Annotated in this window: 23 protein-coding genes and 1 tRNA gene; 5 read left to right on the top strand and 19 right to left on the bottom strand. The window is 37.7% G+C overall.

Translation table 11 applies throughout. The annotated features are described in order from the left end of the window. Positions 1-464: 464 nt before the first annotated feature. The 3 genes from rpsR to rpsF are packed head-to-tail and all read right to left on the bottom strand — an operon-like array spanning position 465 to position 1,556. On the bottom strand, positions 465-734 hold the full coding sequence (gene rpsR, locus ABE099_RS18615; protein ID WP_210089874.1) for a 30S ribosomal protein S18: 270 nt from the start codon (positions 732-734) through the stop codon (positions 465-467). Positions 735-755: 21 nt separating this feature from the next. Then, positions 756-1,232 carry a single-stranded DNA-binding protein gene (ssb, locus tag ABE099_RS18620; protein ID WP_430032740.1) on the bottom strand — a complete coding sequence of 159 codons (477 nt, stop codon included), beginning with the start codon at positions 1,230-1,232 and terminating at the stop codon, positions 756-758. Between the two features lie 39 nt (positions 1,233-1,271). Continuing rightward, the gene (gene rpsF / locus ABE099_RS18625; RefSeq protein ID WP_210089872.1) at positions 1,272-1,556 is read right to left on the bottom strand and encodes a 30S ribosomal protein S6; all 285 of its coding nucleotides are present in this window, start codon (positions 1,554-1,556) and stop codon (positions 1,272-1,274) included. Between the two features lie 352 nt (positions 1,557-1,908). Here rpsF and ABE099_RS18630 point away from each other — a divergent pair, with 352 nt between their 5' ends. Next, positions 1,909-2,106 carry a YjzC family protein gene (locus ABE099_RS18630; protein WP_430032742.1) on the top strand — a complete coding sequence of 66 codons (198 nt, stop codon included), beginning with the start codon at positions 1,909-1,911 and terminating at the stop codon, positions 2,104-2,106. Positions 2,107-2,884: 778 nt separating this feature from the next. Here ABE099_RS18630 and ABE099_RS18635 read toward each other — a convergent pair. The 4 genes from ABE099_RS18635 to ABE099_RS18650 all read right to left on the bottom strand — a co-directional run bounded on the left by ABE099_RS18635 (position 2,885) and on the right by ABE099_RS18650 (position 4,576). Then, positions 2,885-2,975: transfer RNA gene (locus ABE099_RS18635), tRNA-Ser, on the bottom strand. Positions 2,976-3,059: 84 nt separating this feature from the next. Continuing rightward, a complete protein-coding gene (locus tag ABE099_RS18640) occupies positions 3,060-3,269 on the bottom strand; it encodes a DUF951 domain-containing protein (RefSeq protein ID WP_430032818.1) in 210 nt (69 codons plus the stop codon). Between the two features lie 103 nt (positions 3,270-3,372). After that, positions 3,373-4,242, bottom strand: a complete 870-nt coding sequence (locus tag ABE099_RS18645; protein ID WP_430032744.1) for a mechanosensitive ion channel family protein — start codon at positions 4,240-4,242, stop codon at positions 3,373-3,375. A gap of 85 nt (positions 4,243-4,327) precedes the next feature. Further along, positions 4,328-4,576, bottom strand: coding sequence for a DUF3343 domain-containing protein (locus tag ABE099_RS18650; protein WP_430032819.1), 249 nt, complete (start codon positions 4,574-4,576; stop codon positions 4,328-4,330). Positions 4,577-4,687: 111 nt separating this feature from the next. Here ABE099_RS18650 and yyaC point away from each other — a divergent pair, with 111 nt between their 5' ends. Further along, positions 4,688-5,287 (top strand): spore protease YyaC, encoded by a 600-nt coding sequence (gene yyaC / locus ABE099_RS18655; protein ID WP_430032746.1) that lies wholly within the window; start codon positions 4,688-4,690, stop codon positions 5,285-5,287. 11 nt (positions 5,288-5,298) lie between these two features. Here the strand turns inward: yyaC and ABE099_RS18660 are convergent, their stop codons facing one another. The 12 genes from ABE099_RS18660 to rpmH all read right to left on the bottom strand — a co-directional run bounded on the left by ABE099_RS18660 (position 5,299) and on the right by rpmH (position 17,232). Further along, the gene (locus tag ABE099_RS18660) at positions 5,299-5,802 is read right to left on the bottom strand and encodes a DUF4446 family protein (protein ID WP_430032748.1); all 504 of its coding nucleotides are present in this window, start codon (positions 5,800-5,802) and stop codon (positions 5,299-5,301) included. 122 nt (positions 5,803-5,924) lie between these two features. Next, positions 5,925-7,070, bottom strand: coding sequence for an aminotransferase class V-fold PLP-dependent enzyme (locus tag ABE099_RS18665; RefSeq protein WP_430032750.1), 1,146 nt, complete (start codon positions 7,068-7,070; stop codon positions 5,925-5,927). 127 nt (positions 7,071-7,197) lie between these two features. After that, positions 7,198-8,040 (bottom strand): ParB/RepB/Spo0J family partition protein, encoded by an 843-nt coding sequence (locus ABE099_RS18670; protein ID WP_430032752.1) that lies wholly within the window; start codon positions 8,038-8,040, stop codon positions 7,198-7,200. Continuing rightward, positions 8,033-8,794, bottom strand: coding sequence for a ParA family protein (locus ABE099_RS18675; RefSeq protein ID WP_430032754.1), 762 nt, complete (start codon positions 8,792-8,794; stop codon positions 8,033-8,035). The genes ABE099_RS18670 and ABE099_RS18675 overlap by 8 nt, the downstream gene beginning before the upstream one ends. Positions 8,795-9,111: 317 nt before the next feature. Then, a complete protein-coding gene (gene noc / locus ABE099_RS18680; RefSeq protein ID WP_430032756.1) occupies positions 9,112-9,936 on the bottom strand; it encodes a nucleoid occlusion protein in 825 nt (274 codons plus the stop codon). A 439-nt stretch (positions 9,937-10,375) separates the two neighbouring features. After that, complete coding sequence (rsmG, locus tag ABE099_RS18685) at positions 10,376-11,089, bottom strand: 16S rRNA (guanine(527)-N(7))-methyltransferase RsmG (protein WP_430032821.1); 714 nt, start codon at positions 11,087-11,089, stop codon at positions 10,376-10,378. 15 nt (positions 11,090-11,104) lie between these two features. After that, positions 11,105-12,991: a tRNA uridine-5-carboxymethylaminomethyl(34) synthesis enzyme MnmG gene (mnmG, locus tag ABE099_RS18690; RefSeq protein WP_430032758.1), complete on the bottom strand. Its 1,887-nt coding sequence runs from the start codon at positions 12,989-12,991 to the stop codon at positions 11,105-11,107. Positions 12,992-13,070: 79 nt separating this feature from the next. Continuing rightward, positions 13,071-14,450: a tRNA uridine-5-carboxymethylaminomethyl(34) synthesis GTPase MnmE gene (mnmE, locus tag ABE099_RS18695; RefSeq protein WP_430032760.1), complete on the bottom strand. Its 1,380-nt coding sequence runs from the start codon at positions 14,448-14,450 to the stop codon at positions 13,071-13,073. A 363-nt stretch (positions 14,451-14,813) separates the two neighbouring features. Next, positions 14,814-15,521: an RNA-binding cell elongation regulator Jag/EloR gene (gene jag / locus ABE099_RS18700; RefSeq protein ID WP_430032823.1), complete on the bottom strand. Its 708-nt coding sequence runs from the start codon at positions 15,519-15,521 to the stop codon at positions 14,814-14,816. Then, positions 15,521-16,405 carry a YidC/Oxa1 family membrane protein insertase gene (locus ABE099_RS18705; RefSeq protein WP_430032762.1) on the bottom strand — a complete coding sequence of 295 codons (885 nt, stop codon included), beginning with the start codon at positions 16,403-16,405 and terminating at the stop codon, positions 15,521-15,523. The genes jag and ABE099_RS18705 overlap by 1 nt, the downstream gene beginning before the upstream one ends. Positions 16,406-16,489: 84 nt before the next feature. Beyond that, positions 16,490-16,831, bottom strand: coding sequence for a ribonuclease P protein component (gene rnpA, locus ABE099_RS18710; protein WP_210089859.1), 342 nt, complete (start codon positions 16,829-16,831; stop codon positions 16,490-16,492). A gap of 266 nt (positions 16,832-17,097) precedes the next feature. Then, positions 17,098-17,232: a 50S ribosomal protein L34 gene (gene rpmH / locus ABE099_RS18715; protein ID WP_019914530.1), complete on the bottom strand. Its 135-nt coding sequence runs from the start codon at positions 17,230-17,232 to the stop codon at positions 17,098-17,100. A gap of 287 nt (positions 17,233-17,519) precedes the next feature. Between rpmH and gntK the strand changes: the two genes are divergently transcribed. The 3 genes from gntK (at position 17,520) to dnaN (ending at position 22,498) form a co-directional block, all read left to right on the top strand. Continuing rightward, positions 17,520-19,046 carry a gluconokinase gene (gene gntK, locus ABE099_RS18720; protein WP_430032825.1) on the top strand — a complete coding sequence of 509 codons (1,527 nt, stop codon included), beginning with the start codon at positions 17,520-17,522 and terminating at the stop codon, positions 19,044-19,046. A gap of 449 nt (positions 19,047-19,495) precedes the next feature. Beyond that, positions 19,496-20,842 (top strand): chromosomal replication initiator protein DnaA, encoded by a 1,347-nt coding sequence (dnaA, locus tag ABE099_RS18725; protein ID WP_210089857.1) that lies wholly within the window; start codon positions 19,496-19,498, stop codon positions 20,840-20,842. Positions 20,843-21,358: 516 nt separating this feature from the next. Next, the gene (gene dnaN / locus ABE099_RS18730) at positions 21,359-22,498 is read left to right on the top strand and encodes a DNA polymerase III subunit beta (protein ID WP_210089856.1); all 1,140 of its coding nucleotides are present in this window, start codon (positions 21,359-21,361) and stop codon (positions 22,496-22,498) included. The last annotated feature ends 9 nt before the right edge of the window (positions 22,499-22,507 follow it).

Genomic DNA, 22,507 nt, shown 5'->3' on the forward strand with positions numbered 1-22,507 from the left:
TAGTTGCTCCTTGACTACTATCGGACTACTATCAATTTATATAAATTTGTAGATGCAACAAAATGATTGTTTTATTCACAATTTCGTATAAATAACCAAGGGTCAAATTAATTTAAAAAAATAAAATACCTTGACTTTCAAGTATTCATAGGTGTGATTCTGAATTATTTAATAATATACCCCATATCCATCAATATTCCAAGTACTTTTTGATATATGCATGATATATTTTTTAACATATATTTTATATATCACATGAATTGTAATTTGAGTGTAATGTATATTTGATGTTTTTTTTATTCATAGCAAAAGCGCTTTCTTTATTTTAAGCCGTAAAATAGTCTATTTCCTACTGCTTGTTGGATACTTTGTATCGGCATTCTAGCAATATCAAAAGGCCTAACATAAACATAAAAAAAGCTGACTTCACAGGTTACCCTGCTTAGTCAGCTTTTTGATACTTATTATTCAGTAGTGTACGGTAGCAATGCGATTTGACGAGAGCGTTTGATTGCAATTGTCAAAAGGCGTTGATACTTCGCACTTGTACCAGTAACACGACGAGGTAAAATTTTACCACGCTCGCTAATGAATTTCTTCAAAAGCTCAGTGTCTTTATAGTCAATGTGAGTAATTTTGTTTACTGTGAAGTAACAAACTTTACGACGTTTATTACGTCCGCCACGGCGAGCCGGTCTTTTATCGTCTCCGCCTTCTCTTGGTTTAAAGCTCATTCGATTCAGTCCTTTCCATATTTAAAATGGCAAATCATCATCCGATATATCAATCGGCTTACCGTCGTCAGAGAATGGATCTTGATTGCCCTTTGAGAAGTTATTATTGCTACGGTTTGTGTTGCCACCACCAAAGCTTTGTTCTTCTCTTGGTCCGTTGCCAGCTCCACCGCTTTCACGGCTGGATTCCAAGAAACGGACATTATCGGCAATGACTTCGGTTACGTATACACGTTTGCCTTCGTTATTTTCGTAATTCCGTACTTGAATACGTCCTTCCACTGCAGTCAAACGACCCTTACGCAAATAGTTTGCACAAGTCTCAGCCAACTGTCTCCATGTCACGACAGGAATAAAATCAGCTTCACGTTCTCCACCTTGCGATGTGAACGGTCTGTCCACTGCGATAGTGAATTGAGTTACTGCAACACCAGAAGGTGTATAACGCAACTCAGGATCACGAGTGAGACGTCCAATAAGAATGACACGGTTCAACAAGGTATTCCCCTCCTTCGGTTACGTGTTAATCACCTAAACTTAGGCTTCGTCTCTTGTAATGAGATAACGGATAACCTCATCGGAAATCTTAAGAATCCGCTCAAGCTCTGCAACAACATCAGGTGTTGCTGTGAAGTTTACCAATACATAAACTCCATCACGGATCTTGTTAATCTCATACGCAAGTCGGCGCTTACCCATAACATCATGTTTAGTGATTTCACCGCCGTTTTGGATGATGCCTTGGAACTTATCGACTACAGCTTGAAGAGCTTCTTGCTCTAGCTCTGGACGAATAATGTACATCAATTCATATTTGCGCATAATTTTCACCTCCTTATGGACTATGGCCCCCAATCTGTAAAGCCTGGGAGCAAGGATCGAGAGTTTATAAACACTCGAACTATATAAATATATCAAATCTTATTAGTTAATGCAAGCTAATGTTCTCTTCCAATAAAATTGATTATGACATATTTCTATAAGCCAATGTGCTTTAAAGTATTGACTTCAAGCTTCATCATAAATTCGTTAAATATACCCAATCATAATTTCTTTAAACATTCATTAACAGTATCTTGCTTTAGAGTTAAAAATAATCGTACATGAAGCTTCTTCACAATAGAAACACTAATTAATGTTTTACAAATTAACAATGACAAGAAAGGGGATTTATATGGGCGAACAAACAGAATTTGAACCAGGTGACAAGGCTCCTAACCCAGGTATATATACGGAAGTGGGCGAAGCAAGAAGCTTCCATACTGAAATTCAAAATCCGAAACGGATAAAATTAGAACGTGGTGACAAGTTCCCGGAAACAAGCAATAAAGATCGAAAGTGGAAAAAGGCGGAGAAAGCACGTGTTCATTAATATCCCTAAGTGTGCCTTGTGCCTACCTTCCCTCTACATTAGAGTTGAATTTTATTATTTAAGTTAAATTAATTTTATTATTTTTTTCATGCATAAAAGGCATGAGCCTGTAGCATAATACCTTTAGAGACGACGGACAAGAGAGGTGTGGTTCCGTTGGACAACGTAGCGAAACGCCATCAAGATCAGGATTGTTATTCACTCAAATTTCGAAGCTAAAGAAAATGAAGCACGTTAAATCGTAAGTAGCTTTCGCCCATGCAAATGGTCAACAACTACTTGCGTTTCGAAAAAGAAGACCCCTCTTCCTTTAAGACGTGTTGAATATCAGATGTTTCAAATCAGTGTTATCATCCAAATCAGTTCCGTCGTCTCGTACAAGTGGAGTGTGTCTCCCTGGAGTGCACACTTACTTATAAATCGTAAAAGATAATCTTTTACGTTGAAGAAAAAGGACCCTTAAAAAAGGTCCTTTTTCTCATTTATTTTTTAAATAAGCTAAGCTTTATTTTTACTTTATAACAAGTCTCATGTAACATGATAAATAATCACATAATATTATAATGACATTAATTGCTCATTCAGCTTCTAACATATTATATTTGGGCATAAATGTAGTGCTTTTTACCAAAGTTAAAACGAGTTTCTTCTATTATATATGTGGCTACTCTGCATCAAAATTTTAAGTTAGAAAATTAAGACTTTTCCTTCTTGGCAAAGCTCTTGGCAAAGCTAAAAAGAAAGAAGCCGTTAATCTGTTAAATTAACGACCTCATGCTGGCGGAGAAGATGGGATTTGAACCCATGCGCCGGTTGCCCGACCTGCCGCATTTCGAGTGCGGTCCCTTCAGCCTCTTGGGTACTTCTCCAGCTAATTATTTAGTTAAACACGTAACTAAAATTATATCATCTCCAATATTTCAATGCAATAATTTAACGACTTCATTTATTCTCTAAGCATCATTTTCTGGTGAAGCCGAACGCAATACTTTACGCATATTTTTTTCAAACTTTGCCCTTGGTACAAGGACACTATGTTTACAGCCTACACATTTAATTCTAATATCCATTCCCATCCGAATGATCTCCATTTCATTACTACCACAAGGATGGTTTTTTTTCATTTGTACAATATCACCTAATTGAAACTGTTTACGTTCCACTGTAATCCCCCACCAATCCGCGTCCAAATTAAACTCAAATTTTAGATTAATATTCAAGCCTGAACCTAACAGCATAATTTTTTATATTCCTAAACGCTCGACTTTAAATGCTAAACTCTGCTTGCTGCTCTAACGCTTGCTTTACATATTTATGAATTAATCGCTCCATCTCTGATTTCGCACCCACTGGGCACTTGCACATAATACGTAGCATAAATTCGGTTGTGCTTAACGTCTGAATTCCCAATACTGTTGGCATCTCAGTAATATATTCATTTTCCTCCGCTAGCCTGTCCATAGCTTTCTTCAGCAGCGCTGTGCTTTCTTCAAGTTCTTTATCGGCACTAAAGGGAACATCAATAATCGCTACCGAATTACCCACAGAATAATTGGTTACATTCGTAAATATTCCGTTAGGAATGATATGAACTTCCCCTGTTGAGCTTACAAGTCGTGTAGATCGCAATCCAATCATTTCCACCGTTCCTCTTAAGGTACCTGTCTGAATAACATCACCGACTGCAAATTGATCCTCTAAAATGATAAAAAAGCCAGTCATTACATCTTTCACTAAGCTTTGTGCACCAAAACCAATCGCTAAACCAAGCACACTTGCCCCCGCCAAAAGTGGTCTGACATCAAACCCAAATTCGCCAAAAATGAGCATAACCATAATAAGATTACTTACGATCGAGGTTACGTTTTTCAGCAATTTACCTACAGTGATAAACCGCCTTGGATTCATTTTCAACCGACTTTTATCTCTACGTCTTAAAGAACGATCGATTACTTTATAAATAATACGAATCAAGATTCGTGTCAAAATAAAAATTAAAATAATACGAAAGCCTGAAAATATGATCTTCTCCCACATTTCTGTATTCGTAAAAGATTTAAATAAGGTATCGGACCATTTCGTAACTTCAATTAAAGGGTCTACCCCGTCTGCCCCACTACTAAGTAGCTTATACATACTCCCCTCCTCACTCCACATCCACATTAAGGTGTATTGTTTTAAATTCCATCATAATTCCATCATAAATCTATTTGAACATCGTTTATAGTTCAGCATACATATTATCTGTATTATCTGTATCTATAGCCTGCTTTATAAAAATCCCCCGAATCTCTACTTCCTGCTCCTCAATAATTTGCCTTACCTTACTTAAATACTGAGTTGGGAAACGAATTGATAATGCACATGCAGCAGTTATTTCCTTTGGTGTTGGACATAAATCTATTTCAATCTCTGCAAACTCTAGTAGCATTTCAGCCCTGAGCGCCTGTTGTGTAGAGTCAAATGCCATGACTAACCACTCTTCCACAAGTCCCACTCCTTTAGTCACAGTATATAATTCATATTTTTTCCATATACTAATAATCCATAAACAATTGTCCAAAGAAGAGGAGTGATCACATTGTCACCAATATTCCCTAGAAATAATCCATCTGAATTAAGTTGCTTAAAAGTTCCACACACTGAACCAGACGTTCATTCTATTGTTGCACATCGACTACTACTCCATCTATCACAAGTTACACCTGGACAACAGGTGGTTGTCGTTTGTATTGGAACAGACCGCTCCACTGGAGATTGTCTTGGACCATTAGTTGGCACCTCATTGGCAAAATATAATAGCTCTTTTTTCCATTTATACGGTACGCTTGAACACCCCGTCCATGCCGTAAATTTGGGTGAAACAATAAATGAAATTGAACAAAAATTCACCAATCCTTTTATTATCGGTATTGATGCTTGCCTTGGACAAAGCAGCAGTGTCGGCTCGATCCAAGTCGTTAAAGGTCCACTTAAACCTGGAGCAGGCGTAAATAAACAATTACCGCCGGTTGGCGATATCCATCTTACAGGTATCGTCAATGTCGGCGGTTTCATGGAATATTTTGTTTTGCAAAATACAAGGCTTAGCCTCGTTATGACACTTTCCGAAATTATCGCAGCTAGCCTCCATTCAGCAATGAAGCAATGGAATTACAATTTACGTAAATCTGCATTGTAGAACAAATGCGATTATTTCCCACTAGTTTGTGCCAAAGTAATAGCTTCCTTCTCTTCTGGTGACAACGTATGACTTGATTCACCGTTAGATATTGCTTTGGCATATACATAACTACCATCACGATTATATAAACCAGTAATAACAAAACCATCCTGTTCTTCACTTAACAACGCAATCGAAAAACTCAAGTCATTTCCACGTTCACCGTATGCATTGTAACGCTTTATCCCAACCTTAGTATGCTGTTTAGGAATCCAATTAAATATAGAACGAAGCTGATTACCTTGCTCTTCCTGTCGATCTTCAATCTTATCCTGATGTACCTTTAAATCCACAAGTAAATCCTCTAAGTTTTCAATGCCTGTACCTTGCATCATCGCCTCATATTTTCTACGCAATTTTCGAAGCTTATGACCCTGTACAAAATTCCATATCAACATTAAAAACACAACAACAACTAAACCACCAAGTATCACAAACAACTGCTCTGAAATTAATTGATTCAAATCTGACATTCCAACTTCTTCTCCTCTAGCATTAAGGTGGTTATGCTGCTCACACGACATTTTATACAACTTTTTTATATCACTATCACTATTTTATACAACTATTATATACAATTCTTTTATGAGACTCTTTAGTAAGATTGTTCCCCTGCTTCAATGCATTTGACAGCCTGAACAAGTCTAGAAATATCATCTTCTGTAGTATTATAACCTACACTAACACGTACAGCACCTTTACGAGCAGTGTGTGCAGATTGATGCGCTAATGGGGTACAATGATAACCCGCTCTCACTGCAATCTGATGAAATCGATCTAATTGAAAAGCAACCTCTGACGCATCCTTATTTAATAGATTAAAAGAAACAATGCCTGTCCTTGGCTTTCCTAATTGGGGACCTAATAAGGAAATATTAGGTATTTCTTTTAATTTCTCCATAATTAACTGTGTTAATTTCCATTCATGTTCATATAAATTGCCTACTCCATAACTTAAAACAAACTCTATACCTGCCTTTAGTCCGGCAATTCCAGCTGTATTGATTGTTCCTGCTTCATATCGATCAGGCAACACCTTTGGTTGCTCACGTTCCTCAGATTGACTCCCTGTGCCCCCATGAATGAGAGGCTGCAGCTCGATATGTGGTGCAATATATAATCCCCCTGTACCTTGTGGACCCAACAATCCTTTATGACCAGGAAAAGCAAGCAAATCAATCCCTAACTGCTGTACATCAATAGGATAAATTCCGGCTGTTTGAGCAGCATCTACTGCAATTACTGCACCATGTTGGTGTGCAATCTGTGCCAAATCACCTATCGGTAAAATATTTCCTAGCAGATTAGAACTGTGGCAACAAATTAACATCTTAGTATTTGGTTTAAAGGCCTCATTAACCTTCTCCAAATCTAGATGTCCCTCTTCATCCACCTCAACATAGTCCACCATAACCCCTTGTGTTCGCTGCAAAAACTCTAGTGGTCTCCGTACTGAATTATGCTCCAACATCGTAGTAACAACATGGTCACCTGACTTTAAAAATCCTTTAATGGCCAAATTTAGTGCTTCTGTAGTATTTGCTGTAAATACAATTTGGTTTTCATTTTTTACATGAAATAATTTCGCTATTTTCATTCTTGTTTCCAGCAGTATTCTACCAGCACTTAATGCCATACTATGGCTACCTCTTCCCGAACTTGTAATTGGTGCCTCCATTGCTGCAGTAATTGCTTGAATTACAGTCGGAGGTTTTGGCCAAGAGGTTGCAGCATGATCCAAATATATAACGGATTGCTTATTCAGGAAGTTTCACCTCCAAATAATGTCACTTGTTTCCAAGATAAGAATGACATAACCACTTGGAAAAAAATACTATAACCAAGATAGCTATGTCATTATAATAAACTTATCCGTTCAATAGATCTAATAATCTTTGTAAATCTTGTTGGTTATAATAGGCAATTTCAATTTTACCTTTATCTTTATTTGGTTTAATCTTAACAGTTGTTTTATAACGCTCTCTCAAATATTCCTCTACTTCATCAATATATGGATCACGTTTTTTATTTTGAATCTTTGCCTTCTGCTTTTTACTACGATCTAACTGTTGAACGGCATCCTCTAACTGGCGAACACTCCATTCGTGGTCTATACATTGTGTTGCTAAATCTTTAATAATCTCAGTATCCTTTAAACCAGCTAATGCACGTGCATGTCCCATTGATAGTGTTCCACGTGAAACATTATCCTTCACCTCTTCAGGTAAAGACAATAGACGCAAAAAATTAGCAATATGAGATCTTGACTTCCCAACCTTTAAAGATAACTCTTCTTGAGTTAATTTAAATTGATCCATTAATCCTTGGTATGCAACCGCAATTTCCATTGCATTTAAATTTTCACGTTGTAAATTTTCAATTAGTGCAATTTCCATCACTTGCTGATCTGAGTATGTGCGAACTACTGCAGGTATTGTTGTATTGCCACAATATTGTGATGCACGGAATCTTCGTTCACCTGCAATAATTTCGTAACCCTTCAATACACTTCGAACAATAATTGGTTGTACTACCCCATGCTCACGAATCGACTCAGCCAATTCTCGAATAGCATCTTCTTCAAAAGATTTACGTGGTTGATATGGGTTGGCACGCAATTGATTCAAAGGTATTTCAATTACCTTGTCATCTTCTTTCACAGAAAGTGAGGGAATTAATGCATCTAATCCCTTACCTAAACGTTTATTCATAGGAAACCACTTCCTTTGCCAACTCTAAATAAACTTCAGCACCTTTAGATTTTGGATCATACGTAATAATGGATTGTCCATGTGAAGGCGCTTCGCTCAATCTTACATTACGAGGAATAACTGTTTTATATACCTTTTGTTGGAAGTACTTCTTAACCTCTTCAATAACTTGAATACCAAGGTTTGTCCGTGCATCAAACATCGTTAATAGAACCCCTTCAATTTGCAAGGAGGTATTTAAATGCTTCTGGACTAGGCGTACAGTATTCAATAACTGACTTAGTCCCTCCAACGCATAATATTCACACTGAATAGGAATAAGGACTGAATCAGCAGCAGTTAATGAGTTAATGGTTAATATGCCTAACGATGGAGGACAATCAATAATGACATAATCAAATTGACTTTTCACCTGTGAAATTGCCCTTTTTAAGCGTACCTCTCTTGAAATCGTTGGGACAAGCTCAATTTCTGCACCTGCTAGTTGAATTGTTGCAGGAATGATGGATAGACCATCAACCATCGTGGGTACAATCGCTTCCCTAGGATCAACTTCATTAATTAAAACATCATAAATACAATTTTCAACATCTGCCTTATTAACGCCAACCCCACTTGTTGTATTCCCTTGCGGGTCAATATCAATCAGTAAAACACGTTTACCTATTGATGCCAACCCAGCTCCTAAATTTACAGAAGTTGTCGTTTTACCGACGCCTCCCTTTTGATTTGCAATCGCAATAATCTTAGACAAACTTTTCACCTCAATATAATTCCGGTAACACAATCATAAAATAATAACTGTATCTACCTTCGTTAGAAATCTTTTTGTAGTTCTTATAATCAAGTTGTCAAACAAAGAGGGCTTCTCCCATCCTCTTAAGCTGTCGCTACAAAAAGACACAAGCGTAATATCATCAATCACGCTCGCTATGGGGATGGCATATGTCACTCATTAAACAAGCGCCTGATGATAAACAGCTATGCTTCTACTGCTCTGCACATATAAATGAAAATATTCATTAATGAAAATCGTCATTACATATAATTAACGCTTAAAATTAAAAAAAGTTATGACTTATTTTTTGGAATTTTAATTACGATTTCATAGTGATCCTCATGATCACTTTCTGCCGTTTTAATTTCCAGTCCTGAATCTGATACCATATCTATCGATTGTCTGATCGTATTTAATGCTAAACGAACATCCTTAGTAAAAGAAATCCGTTTCGTTTTCTTCTTGTTTTGAGACAATTGTTTATAAAAAGCGATTCTTGCTTCACTTTGTTTAACATTTAAGTCTTTAGCAATAATTTCGTTTAAAACCTTCAACTGTAATTCTTCGGTATCTAAAGATAATAACGCTCTAGCATGACGTTCTGTAATTTTACGTTCCATTAACGCAGTTTTCACTACATCAGGAAGTTGAAGCAAGCGAATCTTATTTGCAATCGTAGATTGACTTTTACCTAATCGCTGAGCAAGACTTTCTTGCGTAAGCTGATGTAAGTCAATCAGATTCTGATATGCTACTGCCTCTTCAATTGATGTTAAACCTTCACGCTGGAGATTTTCAATTAATGCAATTGAAGCTGCTTGAGAATCGTTAAAATCTTTAACAATAGCAGGAATTGTCTCATTCCCTAGTTTTTTAACTGCTCGCCAACGTCTTTCGCCAGCAATAATTTCATACTTTCCATTACGTTGACGCACAACGATTGGCTGGATTACACCTAACGTTTTAATCGTTTGGCATAACTCATCAATTTTTTCTTCATCAAAAATAGTCCGCGGTTGATATGGGCTGCTGACAACCTCTTCAACGGAAATTTGTTTCACTTCGTCTCCACTGCTTCGTTCGGTTAAACCAAACAATTTAGAAAATTGTTCTTTCATTCCGTAGATTACCACCTAGTTTCATAGTGACATAAGGAATTCCTTATGGGCTATCCAGCCAAACAGAAAATGTCATTTCAAACTGAATCAATTAACATATGGCTAAACTAGCACTCTACTGAAAATTGATTCTACTATAATTTATTCTACCACTTTTCTGACTATAATCCTATCTTTTACATTATGAAAATGGATTGAATATTTAAAAGGTTTTTATTTAAATAATAGTGGCTCAACATAGTAATCAGCGCTTGACAAAGTTATGCAAGAAGAGGCTACAGTGCAGAGAGTGGCTTCAACCGCTGTTAAGGTCCCATTTCTTTTATAACAGGTATGAGATTAGATAGAAATTTAGTAAACTATTCTATGTACGAAACAGGAATTAAAAAACCTCCCAGTTATTGTTTCACGTGAAACAATACTGGAAGGAAAAATATTACTACACTATTGGTGACTTTAATGGTGTACCTGCTTTTCGTGGATACTTTTTAGGTGTATCCCCTACTTTTTCTATTATAATAATATGCCGATCAGCATTTTCTTGAGGAAGCTGGAAATGATAAGAAGCCTTCATTTTTCCATTTAGCTCCTTGAAGCTACGTGTAGCTTCCTTCACTTCCTCTTTAAGATCAGTCCCCTTCATCGCTGCAAAAATCCCACCTGTTTTTACAAAAGGTAAACAAAACTCATTGAGTACTGCCAATCTCGCTACTGCTCTTGCCGTAACTAAATCAAAGGAATCACGAAGTCCGGCTTGACGAGCCACATCCTCTGCTCTACCATGAATAAGTTGAACATCCTGTAGCCCTAATGTATCTACAACATGCTGAAGAAACTGAATCCGCTTATTTAAGGAATCGACAATCATAAGTTTAAGATGCGGAAAACAAATTTTTAATGGAATACCAGGAAATCCTGCCCCTGATCCAATATCTGCTATGCTCCCCACTTTGGTAAAATCTACATATTGAGATAAAGTGAGTGAATCAAAAAAATGCTTTAAATATACTTCACTTCGTTCAGTAATTCCCGTTAAGTTCATCTTTTCATTCCATGATACTAATTCCTTAAAGTATAACTCATATTGCTCCAGCTGTTTCTCTGATAATTCAATATTACGAGCTAAGCATAATGCTTGAAAATTATCCTTAATTTGATCCAAAGCTGTTTACCCTCCTGCCGCAGTAACACGGTTATAGTGCTCAAGATATACAAGCAAAATTGAAATATCAGCTGGTGTAACCCCTGAAATACGAGAAGCTTGGCCGATAGAAATCGGACGAATCTTCATTAGTTTTTGCTTCGCCTCAATCGCCAGACCATGTACATCTTCGTATTGAATAGAGTCTGGAATCTTCTTCTTTTCCATTTTTTGAAGCTTATTCACATGAATTAGTTGTTTTTCTATATATCCAGCATATTTAACTTGAATTTCAACCTGTTCCATCATGAATTCATCTAATTCTAACTCAGAAGGGAAATAACTATGAATATTCTCAAAACTTACCTCTGGTCTACGCAAAATAGAAATTAAATGACTTCCATCCTGAATCTTAGATGATCCAATCTCTTCAAGCAAAGGATTAATATCTGATGGCGATACAGAAGTTTTACGCAAGCGTTCGATTTCCTGTTCGACCATCTCTTTTTTATTTATAAAGCGTTGGTAACGATCCTCTTTAATCAGGCCAATTTCATACCCAATCGGTGTTAAACGCATATCTGCATTATCATGACGAAGAAGCAAACGATATTCTGCACGTGATGTTAATAGACGATAAGGCTCATTGGTTCCTTTTGTAACAAGGTCATCAATTAATACGCCAATATATCCCTGGGAACGATCTAAAATAACCGGTTCCTTCCCTAACACTTTACGAGCCGCATTAATACCGGCCATGATCCCTTGTCCTGCTGCTTCCTCATACCCACTTGTACCGTTAATTTGCCCAGCCGTAAATAAGCCCGGAAGACGTTTCGTCTCCAATGTTGGCCATAGCTGTGTTGGAACCATCGCATCATATTCAATTGCATAGCCATTACGCATCATTTTTACATTTTGCAAGCCAGGAATGGAACGTAGCATTTTTAATTGTACATCCTCAGGCATACTTGTTGATAAACCTTGTACATAATATTCAGAAGTATTTTTACCCTCAGGCTCTAGGAAAATTTGGTGCTTAGGTTTATCTGCAAATCTTACAATTTTATCTTCAATAGATGGGCAATAACGGGGACCAGTCCCCTCTATAATTCCCGTAAACATCGGTGCACGATGTAAGTTTTCATTAATAACTTGATGCGTTGACTCTGAAGTATAGGTTAACCAACAAGGTAACTGTTCATTATCTGAATCTCTAGTTTCATAAGAGAAAAATTTCACCTTTTCATCACCAGGCTGAATCTCAGTCTGTGAAAAATCAATCGTATCCTTATGAACACGTGGTGGTGTTCCCGTTTTAAAGCGTACTAGCTCAAAGCCTAACTCCTTCAAATGATGAGATAATTGCACAGAAGGCTGTTGATTATTTGGGCCACTCTCATAAGTTAGCTCACCCATAATCACTTTCCCCCGCAAATACGTACCTGTAGTCAATACGACGGCTTTTGCACGATATTCTGCCCCTGTCATCGTAACAACACCAACACATTGATCTCCCTCAACGAGAAGGCGCTCTACCATCCCCTGTTGAAGTGTTAGATTGGGCTCCTTCTCCATCGTTTCCTTCATCGTATGTTGATACAGAAATTTATCTGCTTGGGCACGTAATGCATGAACCGCTGGTCCCTTACCTGTGTTCAGCATTCGCATCTGAATATAGGTTTTATCGATATTGCGCCCCATTTCTCCTCCAAGCGCATCGATTTCCCGCACTACATGCCCTTTAGCCGGTCCTCCGATAGAAGGATTACATGGCATAAAGGCAATCATATCTAAATTGATCGTGACCATTAGCGTATTACAGCCCATACGAGCAGCAGCCAAAGCAGCTTCACTCCCCGCATGTCCAGCGCCTACAACGATCACGTCATAGCTTCCTGCTAGGTATCCCATTTACTCAACCTCCTAATATTTAAATTTTAAATTAATTATACAACTAAATTATTGCTTATATTTTAACTATTTTCCCAACTTATTTTCCTAGACAAAATTGAGAGAAAATCTGATCTATAAGAGCATCTGGGGCAGCATCTCCGATGACCTCACCAAGCTGTTCCCATGCAAGTCTTACATCAATTTGCAAAATATCGATTGGAATACCTGTATCCGCCGCCTCATAAGCATCGATTAGCGATTGCTTCGCCTTTTTCAGCAATGCAATATGTCTTACATTACTTACATACGTTAAATCACCAGATTCAAGCTTACCACCAAAAAATAATTTCGCAATAGCGTCTTCTAAATGATCTAAACCATGGTGTGTCACCACCGATAATTCTACTATAGATTCCTGCTTAAAGTACCTAGTAACCATATCCATTTCAAGCTGACGTGGTAAATCAACCTTATTAAGCAGTACCAGCACTTGGCGATCCTTTAGTTGCTCCATCAACTGAATTTCATCCTCATGCAAAGGTTCAGCACTATTTAACACAAGTAAAATAAGATCGGCTTCATTCACTGCTGCCTTGGAGCGCTCCACACCAATTTGTTCAACGATATCCATCGTTTCTCTAATTCCAGCAGTATCTAACAGCTTAAGTGGAATGTTCTGAATTGTTACAAATTCCTCAATAACGTCTCTTGTTGTACCCGGAATGTCCGTTACAATCGCTTTATTTTCATGAGCGAGACTATTAAGGAGTGAGGATTTTCCGACGTTTGGTCTGCCTACAATCGCTGTTGTAATGCCCTCACGTAAAATTCTGCCTTGCTCCGCATGGGTCAGCAATCGATCGATACCAATACATACATCGTGACATTGTTGCTTTATATAATTAAAGGTCATATCCTCAACGTCATGCTCAGGATAATCGATATTTACTTCAATATGAGCTAACGTTTCAATTACTTTATGACGTAACTCTTTAATTTGGTGAGACAACACACCTTCGACCTGCTTTAATGCAAGGGAAAATGCATGGTCAGACTTTGAGCGAATTAGATCGATCACCGCTTCTGCTTGAGACAAGTCAATACGGCCATTTAAAAAGGCACGCTTCGTAAATTCCCCTGGCTCTGCAATCCGTATCGAAGGGCCACTTAACAATAAATCCATTACCCTCTTTACAGAAATGATCCCACCATGGGTGCTGATCTCTACCACATCTTCTGTTGTAAAAGATCTAGGCGCGCGGAAAATGGACACCAGTACCTCTTCTAGCTTCTCTCCAGTCTCAGGATGAGCAATATATCCATAATGAACGGTATGACTCTCTGCATCCTTTAGCTTTGTTTTAGATTTAAATAACAGATCAACCTCAGCTATCGCTTCCGGACCACTAACACGAATAACTGCAATTCCACTCTCCCCTACTGCTGTCGCGATTGCAGCAATTGTGTCACTTAACATTTTATCTTCACCTCTACTCTAATATTTTCAATCCATTTAAATGTTCAGCTCAATCTAGAAATCATATCTTGACAACCAACCCACAGTAGCGGAGGGAGAGAGAGATTCTGAAGATTGTCTCTTAAAATCAAATTCCACCAATATACTTAATTCAATAAAAGGAATTTGGTTTTAACAACAATCGTAAGAACTCTCTGTATCGTAGCCTCTATCCTCCTGACGTTGTCAAGTAATGATTTATATAGAGCTAAATATTTAAATTGTCTACTATAAACTTTAGAAGTAGCGACTCTTATAAAAACAAGACGCTAGTAACGTTTGCTAAGGCAAACCATCACGAGCGTCTCTTCAGGCTATAAGAGCCTACTTATTATTCTTTAGCGCAATAACTACTCTGCGATTTGGTTCCTCACCTTTACTAAACGTCTTCACCTCAGGGTGATCCTGTAAGCGGGAATGAATGATTTTACGTTCCTGTGGAGACATGGGCTCAAGCACCATTTCCTTGCCAGAACGAATCACCTTGCTAGCTAATCGCATCGCTAACTGTTCTAATGTCTTTCTTCTGCGTTCACGGAAGTTTTCTGCATCTAAAATAATACGCAAAAAGCTATCTGAATGACGATTCGCAATAATATTAACTAAATATTGCAAAGCGTCTAACGTTTGTCCGCGACGCCCAATCAATAAACCAAGCTCACTACCGGAAATATTTAAGACCGTATTGTCACGTTTGGTGACAATCTCTACTTCCACTTCAAGCCCCATGCTAAGAGCAACATCACGAACAAATGACGCCGCCGCTTCATAAGGATCTACCAAATTATTTGGATGATCACCGACCTCTAGCTGTTTGGTTTCGGTTTTTGTCCTTTGCGGTGATTCTGATTGCGCATTAGTGGTTAAAGTAAGTTCAACCTTAGCTGCCTTTACGCCAATCAGCCCCAGAAATCCCTTTGACGGCTGCTCTAACACTTTTACATCGACTTGATCCTCGGTAACCCCGAGTATGGCCAATCCTTGTCTTACAGCTTCTTCAATAGTTCTTCCCGACGTCACTATACTGTTCATCATTTGCGCTTTTTGGCCTCCTTAGCACCCTTACCAGGATGTCCGGCTTTTAAATTTGATCCGCCTCGTTTAGAACCTGATGTGCTCGCTGCTTGTCCACCAACGACAGCTACAGGATCCTTTTTACGATAAATGAGATAGTTTTGTACAATCGTGTAAATATTACTGTAAATCCAGTAAAGCGGTAATGCTGCTGGGAACTGATAAGCCATGACGAAGATCAAAATCGGATAAACATACATCATGAACTGCATTGGTCCCTGCATCCCGTTTGGATTCGAATTCATCGTAGACATCATTTTAGTTTGAATATACGTTGTAATCGCAGCGACGATCGGCAAAATAAAGTACTTGTCCGCCTCACCTAACTGCAACCATAAAAATGAATGTGCACTAATCGCTGAGTTATGTGTTATCGAGTTATATAAAGCGATAAACACTGGCATTTGAATCAATAAAGGAAAGCAACCCGCCATTGGATTAACTTTATTTTCTTGGAAAATCTTCATTGTTTCTTGTTGCTGCATTTGTGGATTATCTTTATATTGCTCTTTAATTTTTTGTAGCTCAGGCTGAAGTGCTTGCATCGCCTTTGTACTCTTGACCTGCTTCAAAGTTAATGGCAAAATTAATGTTCTGACAATCAACACTAATAATAAAATCGCTATTCCATATGCACCATTAAACCAATCAGCAAATGTGTCGAGTGCATAAGAGAAATAAAAGACGACATTACGTGTCCAAAATGACGTGCTATTCGCCATATCCTCCGTTGTTGTAGCTACTGATGCATTTGGCACTCCACAACCTGCTAACATAGTCATTAAACCTATTGATAGTGCGAGGAGAGTCCATCTTATTCTATTGTTTTTAATTCGTGACACCTCAAAACTCCTCTCTTAACCTTATACGTCATTGTAAATGATACCATAATTAAACATACAAAGAAACAAAGCTTATGACAGCCTTTACACTTTAGTAAGCGAGGATTTTTTCAGCACATGGAGGACACTTTTCTCCAACTCGTGATAATTCATCCCAACGGCTCCATTACGTACAATTATAATTATGTCAACGTGATCACGAATTTTAGGCTCATGGGAACGTACAATTTCCTTAATTAAGCGGCGCATTCGATTTCTGACCACAGCATTTCCAATTTTTTTACTTGCCGAAATCCCAAGTCTAAATCGTTCAATCTCTGGTCTTATGGACCAATACACAACTAATTGACGATTTGCAAAGGACTTACCTGATCGATATACTCGACCAAAGTCAGCACGATTTCTTAATCGAAGTTTTCTTTGCACTGGCGCAAACTCCCTAATTTTGGTTCAAACTATCCTAAAATGTTACCTGGAACACGTCTGTATCTAACCGTTTGATATCTTCTCAAATTGTCTTAAGCAACGTCAAAAATGGTAACCCTGCATCTAAAGAGTTCAGGCCTACCATTTTTAAATATCGTTACGTCTTCACCTTGTGAAGTAAAGAACATGTACGACGACAATGTAAGATTAACATTTAACCTTATCTATGTTAAAAAAAGACCACTGACAGTGGCCTTATGCAGTCATTAAGCACTTAGTACTTTTCTGCCTTTTAGACGACGAGCAGCGAGAACCTTACGTCCGTTTTTTGTGCTCATTCTTTTACGGAATCCGTGAACCTTTTTACGTTTGCTCACATTTGGTTTGAAAGTTGGTCTCATTTATTGCACCCCCTTACAGGAATAACTACATATTCACCATTTTCACTACGCACAGAAAATGCCTTTTTACATTTAACCATGAACCCTTTTAAAAGTCAATGAGCGAAAATTTTGTAATTTTTATAATCAAGCCTTCCCTTCCTTCATTATACACACTGAACAACACTTTTAAAAGTTTTCCACAGCTCCCCTTTTCAAAAAAATATTTAAAAAGTTATTCACATGTGGATTACTATATAATATATAAAAAAGTCATAAGGAGGACTAACGTGGATTTCACTTCTTATATGATCGGCATTGATATTGGCACAACAAGCACTAAAGCGGTATTGTATAACATTAATGGAGGTATAGTGTCCTCTGCACACGCACATTATCCTTTATATACACCAGAGGTAGCAGCCGCTGAGCAAGATCCTGATGAAATTTTTCAGGCTGTATTAGCAACAACATCTGAGCTCATGCGGGAACACGTCAGCTCACCCACGCAAATTAAATTTGTCTCCTTTAGTGCAGCGATGCATAGTATCATTCCGATTGATTCAAACGGAAACCCATTAATGAATGCCCTTACATGGGCAGATAATCGCAGTGAACCCTATACGAAGCAGTTGCTTGAGAGAAATGGACATGAGCTTTATTTACGGACTGGAACACCCATCCATCCTATGGCGCCACTGAGCAAATTAATGTGGCTTCGTGCTGAACGACCAACTATTTTTAATACAGCTTATAAATTTATTTCGATTAAAGAGTACATTTGGGCAAAATTATTTTCATCCTACGAGGTAGACTACTCCATCGCCTCCTGCACAGGACTCATGAATTTACAGCAATTAAAATGGGATACAGCAGCACTTGCAGCAACGGAAATTAATGAAAGCAAATTGTCCAAGATTGTACCTACAACCTACTATAAAAAAGGTGCAGCGCTTCAATACGCAAATTTAATGGGACTTACGCCAGAAACGATTTTTGTCATTGGTGCAAATGATGGGGTTTTATCTAATTTAGGTTTAAATGCCATGTCACCTGGTGAAGTCGCTGTGACAATCGGGACAAGTGGTGCCATTCGTACCGTGGTTGATCAGCCTGTTCTTGATAAAAAAGGGCGGACCTTTTGTTATATCTTAACCGATAAGCATTATGTCATTGGTGGCCCTGTCAACAATGGAGGACACATTCTTCGCTGGATGAGAGATGAATTAGCTGGCGCGGAGGTTGAAACAGCTAAAAGATTAGGCATTGATCCTTATGATTTGATCTCCCAAATTTGCTCGCAAGTACCTGCAGGGTCAGAGGGCTTACTTTTTCACCCCTATTTAGCAGGAGAAAGAGCCCCTTTATGGAACAGCAATGCACGGGGATCGTTTTTTGGGCTTAGCTTACATCATCATAAGGAACATATGCTTAGAGCTGCAATGGAAGGCGTAATTTTTAATTTATATTCCGTCATGTTAGCGATTGAAGAACAAATTGGCACACCTGCCATCATTAAGGCAACAGGTGGGTTCGCCTCTTCCTCTTTATGGCGCCAAATGCTTGCAGATATTTTTGATCAGCCTGTCTCCATTCCTGCTCATCATGAAAGCTCTTGTGTAGGTGCATGTATTTTAGGTTTATACGCCTTAGGTTTTATTGAAAATTTACAGGAGGCTACATTAATTACCGAACAATCACAGCAATATGATCCAAATCCAGAATCAGCCCAAATTTACAAACAACTATTACCGATATTTTTATCGATTTCCAGCAAACTAGGTCCAGAATATGAAGCGATCTCCCAATTTCAACGGAAATTTACTTCCAGCTAACAAAACATAACAAGGTTTAATAAAAAACAGCCAAATAAGTTATACACAGATTTTTGAGGCGTATTCTCGTAAATTACGTCAATAAACTGTGTATATTTTTTTATCATTTTTAATCTTTCTGTCGAACTTTTAACATTTTATAAACAATATGTAGTGGTGTTGATGATAATTATACACAAGTTATTGAATTTGTGGATAATTTCTAAGAGTACGTTGAAATATGGGGTTTATTTTGCTATGATAATAATGCTTTTGTTGTGTATATGTTAATCTATAAATATAATTATACACAGCCTGTGGATAAGATTGTGAACAATTTTCAATTATACCTGTTTATAATAATTCTATTTAACTTATTATTGGGGATACCTGTCCCATTTATTTATGTTTTTCGACTCTTTCTGCATGGCTCAAGCCACAATTGGAAGATTTAAAAGGAGTGACAGTCTGTGGACAGCCATACCTCTGAAATATGGCAGCATATTTTATCTATCATTAATACAAAATTAAGCAAACCAAGCTTTGACACGTGGTTTAAGGCAACGAAGATTGTTTCGCTCACCGATCATGCCATCGTGATCTCAGCACCTACCACCTTTGCTGTAGAATGGCTTGAAAGCCGCTATACTAAGCTTGTTGCAACTACAGTTTACGAATATTTGGACAAACAAGTTAATGTATCCTTCGTAATAGAGGAAGCTGAACCACCTGAGCAGATTCAAATGCAGAAGGAACCCCCTGCACCAGTCCAAATCGAAGAAAACGTTTCCCATATGCTAAATCCCAAATATACATTCGATACGTTTGTCATTGGTTCCGGCAATCGCTTTGCACATGCCGCTTCTTTAGCTGTTGCTGAAGCACCTGCTAGAGCTTACAATCCTTTGTTTTTATATGGTGGAGTTGGGCTTGGGAAAACACACTTAATGCATGCCATTGGACATTATATTTTGGAGCATAGTCCAAGCAGCAAGGTTGTCTATATTTCCTCGGAAAAGTTTACAAATGAATTTATTAATTCTATTCGGGATAACCGAGCTGAGAGCTTCCGTAACAAATATCGTAATATCGACATTCTTCTTATTGATGATATTCAATTTTTGGCTGGAAAAGAATCAACACAAGAGGAATTTTTCCATACTTTTAATGCGTTGCATGAAGAACGTAAGCAAATTATTATTTCGAGTGATAGACCGCCTAAGGAAATTCCAACCCTTGAGGAACGGCTTAGATCACGCTTTGAATGGGGACTTATTACAGATATTCAGCCACCAGATTTAGAGACAAGAATTGCAATTTTACGTAAAAAAGCGAAGGCTGAGAACCTAGATATACCAAATGAAGCCATGATGTACATTGCGAATCAGATTGATTCCAACATTCGTGAGCTAGAGGGTGCTCTCATTCGAGTTGTAGCCTACTCCTCCTTAATTAATCAGGATGTGACCACTCATTTGGCCGCCGAGGCACTAAAGGATATCATCCCATCCAGTCGTCCTAAAATGATTACGATTCAGGATATTCAGCAGAAGGTTGGCGAGTATTACAATCTCAAGCTGGAGGATTTCAAAGCGAGGAAACGTACAAAGGCGATTGCTTTCCCAAGACAAATTGCGATGTATATTTCCAGGGAATTAACTGACTTTTCATTGCCAAAAATCGGCGATGCCTTTGGTGGACGCGATCATACTACCGTTATTCATGCTCATGAGAAAATTACGCAGATGATAAAGGATGATCCAGATTTATATAAAGTCATTAATACGATTAGTGAGAAAATTAAAAATTCATCCTGAATAAGGTGTAAGCCTATGCACATTCTATCAACATGTGAATAGGCTTCATTTCATCTATTTTTGGTTGTTATCCACATATTCAGTGCCCCTACTACTACTTCTATCTTTTAAAAGATATTATCTTCATCATAAAGCCAACATTTCCATGATCCATCCCACAACACATTCCCCAATGGCAGTAGCTTCGGTAATAAGGAGATCTCTCTTTAATTTCTGCCAGTTTTTAATGTGTTTTTTTAATCTAGGGGAAGATTTAGGATTGATAAGGTTATATTGCATTTATGTATTGAAAATAATAAGGGGAGAATACCGGTTTTATTTACTGTAAAAATACGAGCTTTTTTAGCCGAAATAGATAGTGGAGCAATTTTACTTTTAAATTAAAGTTATAAACATGTGGATAATGAAGTTGGATCACTAAACTTCATTTTTTATGATTTATTGTATGTGGATAATCATTTATATATGCGAAAAAGTTATTGTGAATTATAAATTAAATTTTTAGGAGTGGAAGGTATGAAAATCCGTATTTTAAAAAATGAGCTTAATGAATCAATTCAACATGTATCCAAAGCAATCTCAAGCAGAACCACCATCCCTATTTTGACTGGTATTAAATTAGACGTTAACTTTCAAGGGATGACCTTAACTGCAAGTGATACAGATGTATCTATTCAAGCATTTATTCCTGTTGAAGATAACAATAAGCAAATTGTTAAAGTCGAACGTGCTGGCAGCGTAGTATTACCAGCTAAGTTTTTTGTGGAAATTATTAAAAAGCTTCCTTCTCAAGAAATCGAAATGGAAGTTCAAGAAGGCTTCCAAACTTTAATTCGCTCCGGATCTACAGAAATTGTCATCGTAGGTCTTGATCCAGAGGAATACCCAATTTTACCAGCGATTGAAGAGGATCAAATGATCTCTATGCCAGGAGATCTACTTAAAAATATGATCAAAGGGACTACCTTCTCCATCTCCTCTAACGAAACCTCTCCTATTTTGACAGGGGTATTATGGAATCTAAGTGAAGGCCAATTTAAATTTGTAGCTACAGACCGACATCGTTTAGCAAGTCGAGCTATTGCCTTGCAAAGTGAGGATGTGCGTTTTAGCAACATCGTTATTTCAGGAAAAACACTGAATGAATTAAGCAAAATTATTCCTGATCAAAATACAGTCGTTGATATTGTTGTTGCAGATAACCAAGTATTGTTCAAAATTGATCGTGTATTATTTTATTCCAGAATTTTAGATGGTACCTATCCAGACACCTCTAAAATTATTCCAACTACGTTCAAAACAGAACTTGTTCTTGATACAAAACAGCTAAGTGAATCGATTGACCGTGCGTATTTACTTTCAAGAGAAGAAAAAACAAATATCGTTCGCCTTCAAACGTTAGAGGATGGAAGTATCGAAATTTCCTCCAGCTCCTCTGAGCTTGGTAAAGTAACTGAGCAGCTAGCTGTATCTCAATTTTCAGGCGATCCATTAAAAATATCTTTTAACTCTCGTTATATGCTGGATATTCTCAAAGTGGTAGAAAGCGAGCAGCTTCATATTGGCTTCACAGGGGCAATGAGCCCAATCATTATTAAGCCGATGGATGATAGCCAAAGTTTGTATTTAATTTTGCCTTATCGCACAAGTAACTAGAGAGGAAGC

Origin of the sequence: Paenibacillus turicensis, from assembly GCF_050461185.1 — a bacterium.
Taxonomy (GTDB): Bacteria; Bacillota; Bacilli; order Paenibacillales; family Paenibacillaceae; genus Fontibacillus; species Fontibacillus turicensis_A.

What these genes read in the sequence shown, in the direction of transcription:
- rpsR (WP_210089874.1), bottom strand. Translation starts at nt 734, where the DNA reads ATGAGCTTTAAACCAAGAGAAGGCGGAGACGATAAAAGACCGGCTCGC.
- rpsF (WP_210089872.1), bottom strand. Translation starts at nt 1,556, where the DNA reads ATGCGCAAATATGAATTGATGTACATTATTCGTCCAGAGCTAGAGCAA.
- ABE099_RS18630 (WP_430032742.1), top strand. Translation starts at nt 1,909, where the DNA reads ATGGGCGAACAAACAGAATTTGAACCAGGTGACAAGGCTCCTAACCCA.
- ABE099_RS18645 (WP_430032744.1), bottom strand. Translation starts at nt 4,242, where the DNA reads ATGTATAAGCTACTTAGTAGTGGGGCAGACGGGGTAGACCCTTTAATT.
- ABE099_RS18650 (WP_430032819.1), bottom strand. Translation starts at nt 4,576, where the DNA reads ATGGCATTTGACTCTACACAACAGGCGCTCAGGGCTGAAATGCTACTA.
- ABE099_RS18660 (WP_430032748.1), bottom strand. Translation starts at nt 5,802, where the DNA reads ATGTCAGATTTGAATCAATTAATTTCAGAGCAGTTGTTTGTGATACTT.
- ABE099_RS18670 (WP_430032752.1), bottom strand. Translation starts at nt 8,040, where the DNA reads ATGAATAAACGTTTAGGTAAGGGATTAGATGCATTAATTCCCTCACTT.
- noc (WP_430032756.1), bottom strand. Translation starts at nt 9,936, where the DNA reads ATGAAAGAACAATTTTCTAAATTGTTTGGTTTAACCGAACGAAGCAGT.
- mnmG (WP_430032758.1), bottom strand. Translation starts at nt 12,991, where the DNA reads ATGGGATACCTAGCAGGAAGCTATGACGTGATCGTTGTAGGCGCTGGA.
- mnmE (WP_430032760.1), bottom strand. Translation starts at nt 14,450, where the DNA reads ATGTTAAGTGACACAATTGCTGCAATCGCGACAGCAGTAGGGGAGAGT.
- jag (WP_430032823.1), bottom strand. Translation starts at nt 15,521, where the DNA reads ATGAACAGTATAGTGACGTCGGGAAGAACTATTGAAGAAGCTGTAAGA.
- rpmH (WP_019914530.1), bottom strand. Translation starts at nt 17,232, where the DNA reads ATGAGACCAACTTTCAAACCAAATGTGAGCAAACGTAAAAAGGTTCAC.
- gntK (WP_430032825.1), top strand. Translation starts at nt 17,520, where the DNA reads ATGATCGGCATTGATATTGGCACAACAAGCACTAAAGCGGTATTGTAT.
- dnaN (WP_210089856.1), top strand. Translation starts at nt 21,359, where the DNA reads ATGAAAATCCGTATTTTAAAAAATGAGCTTAATGAATCAATTCAACAT.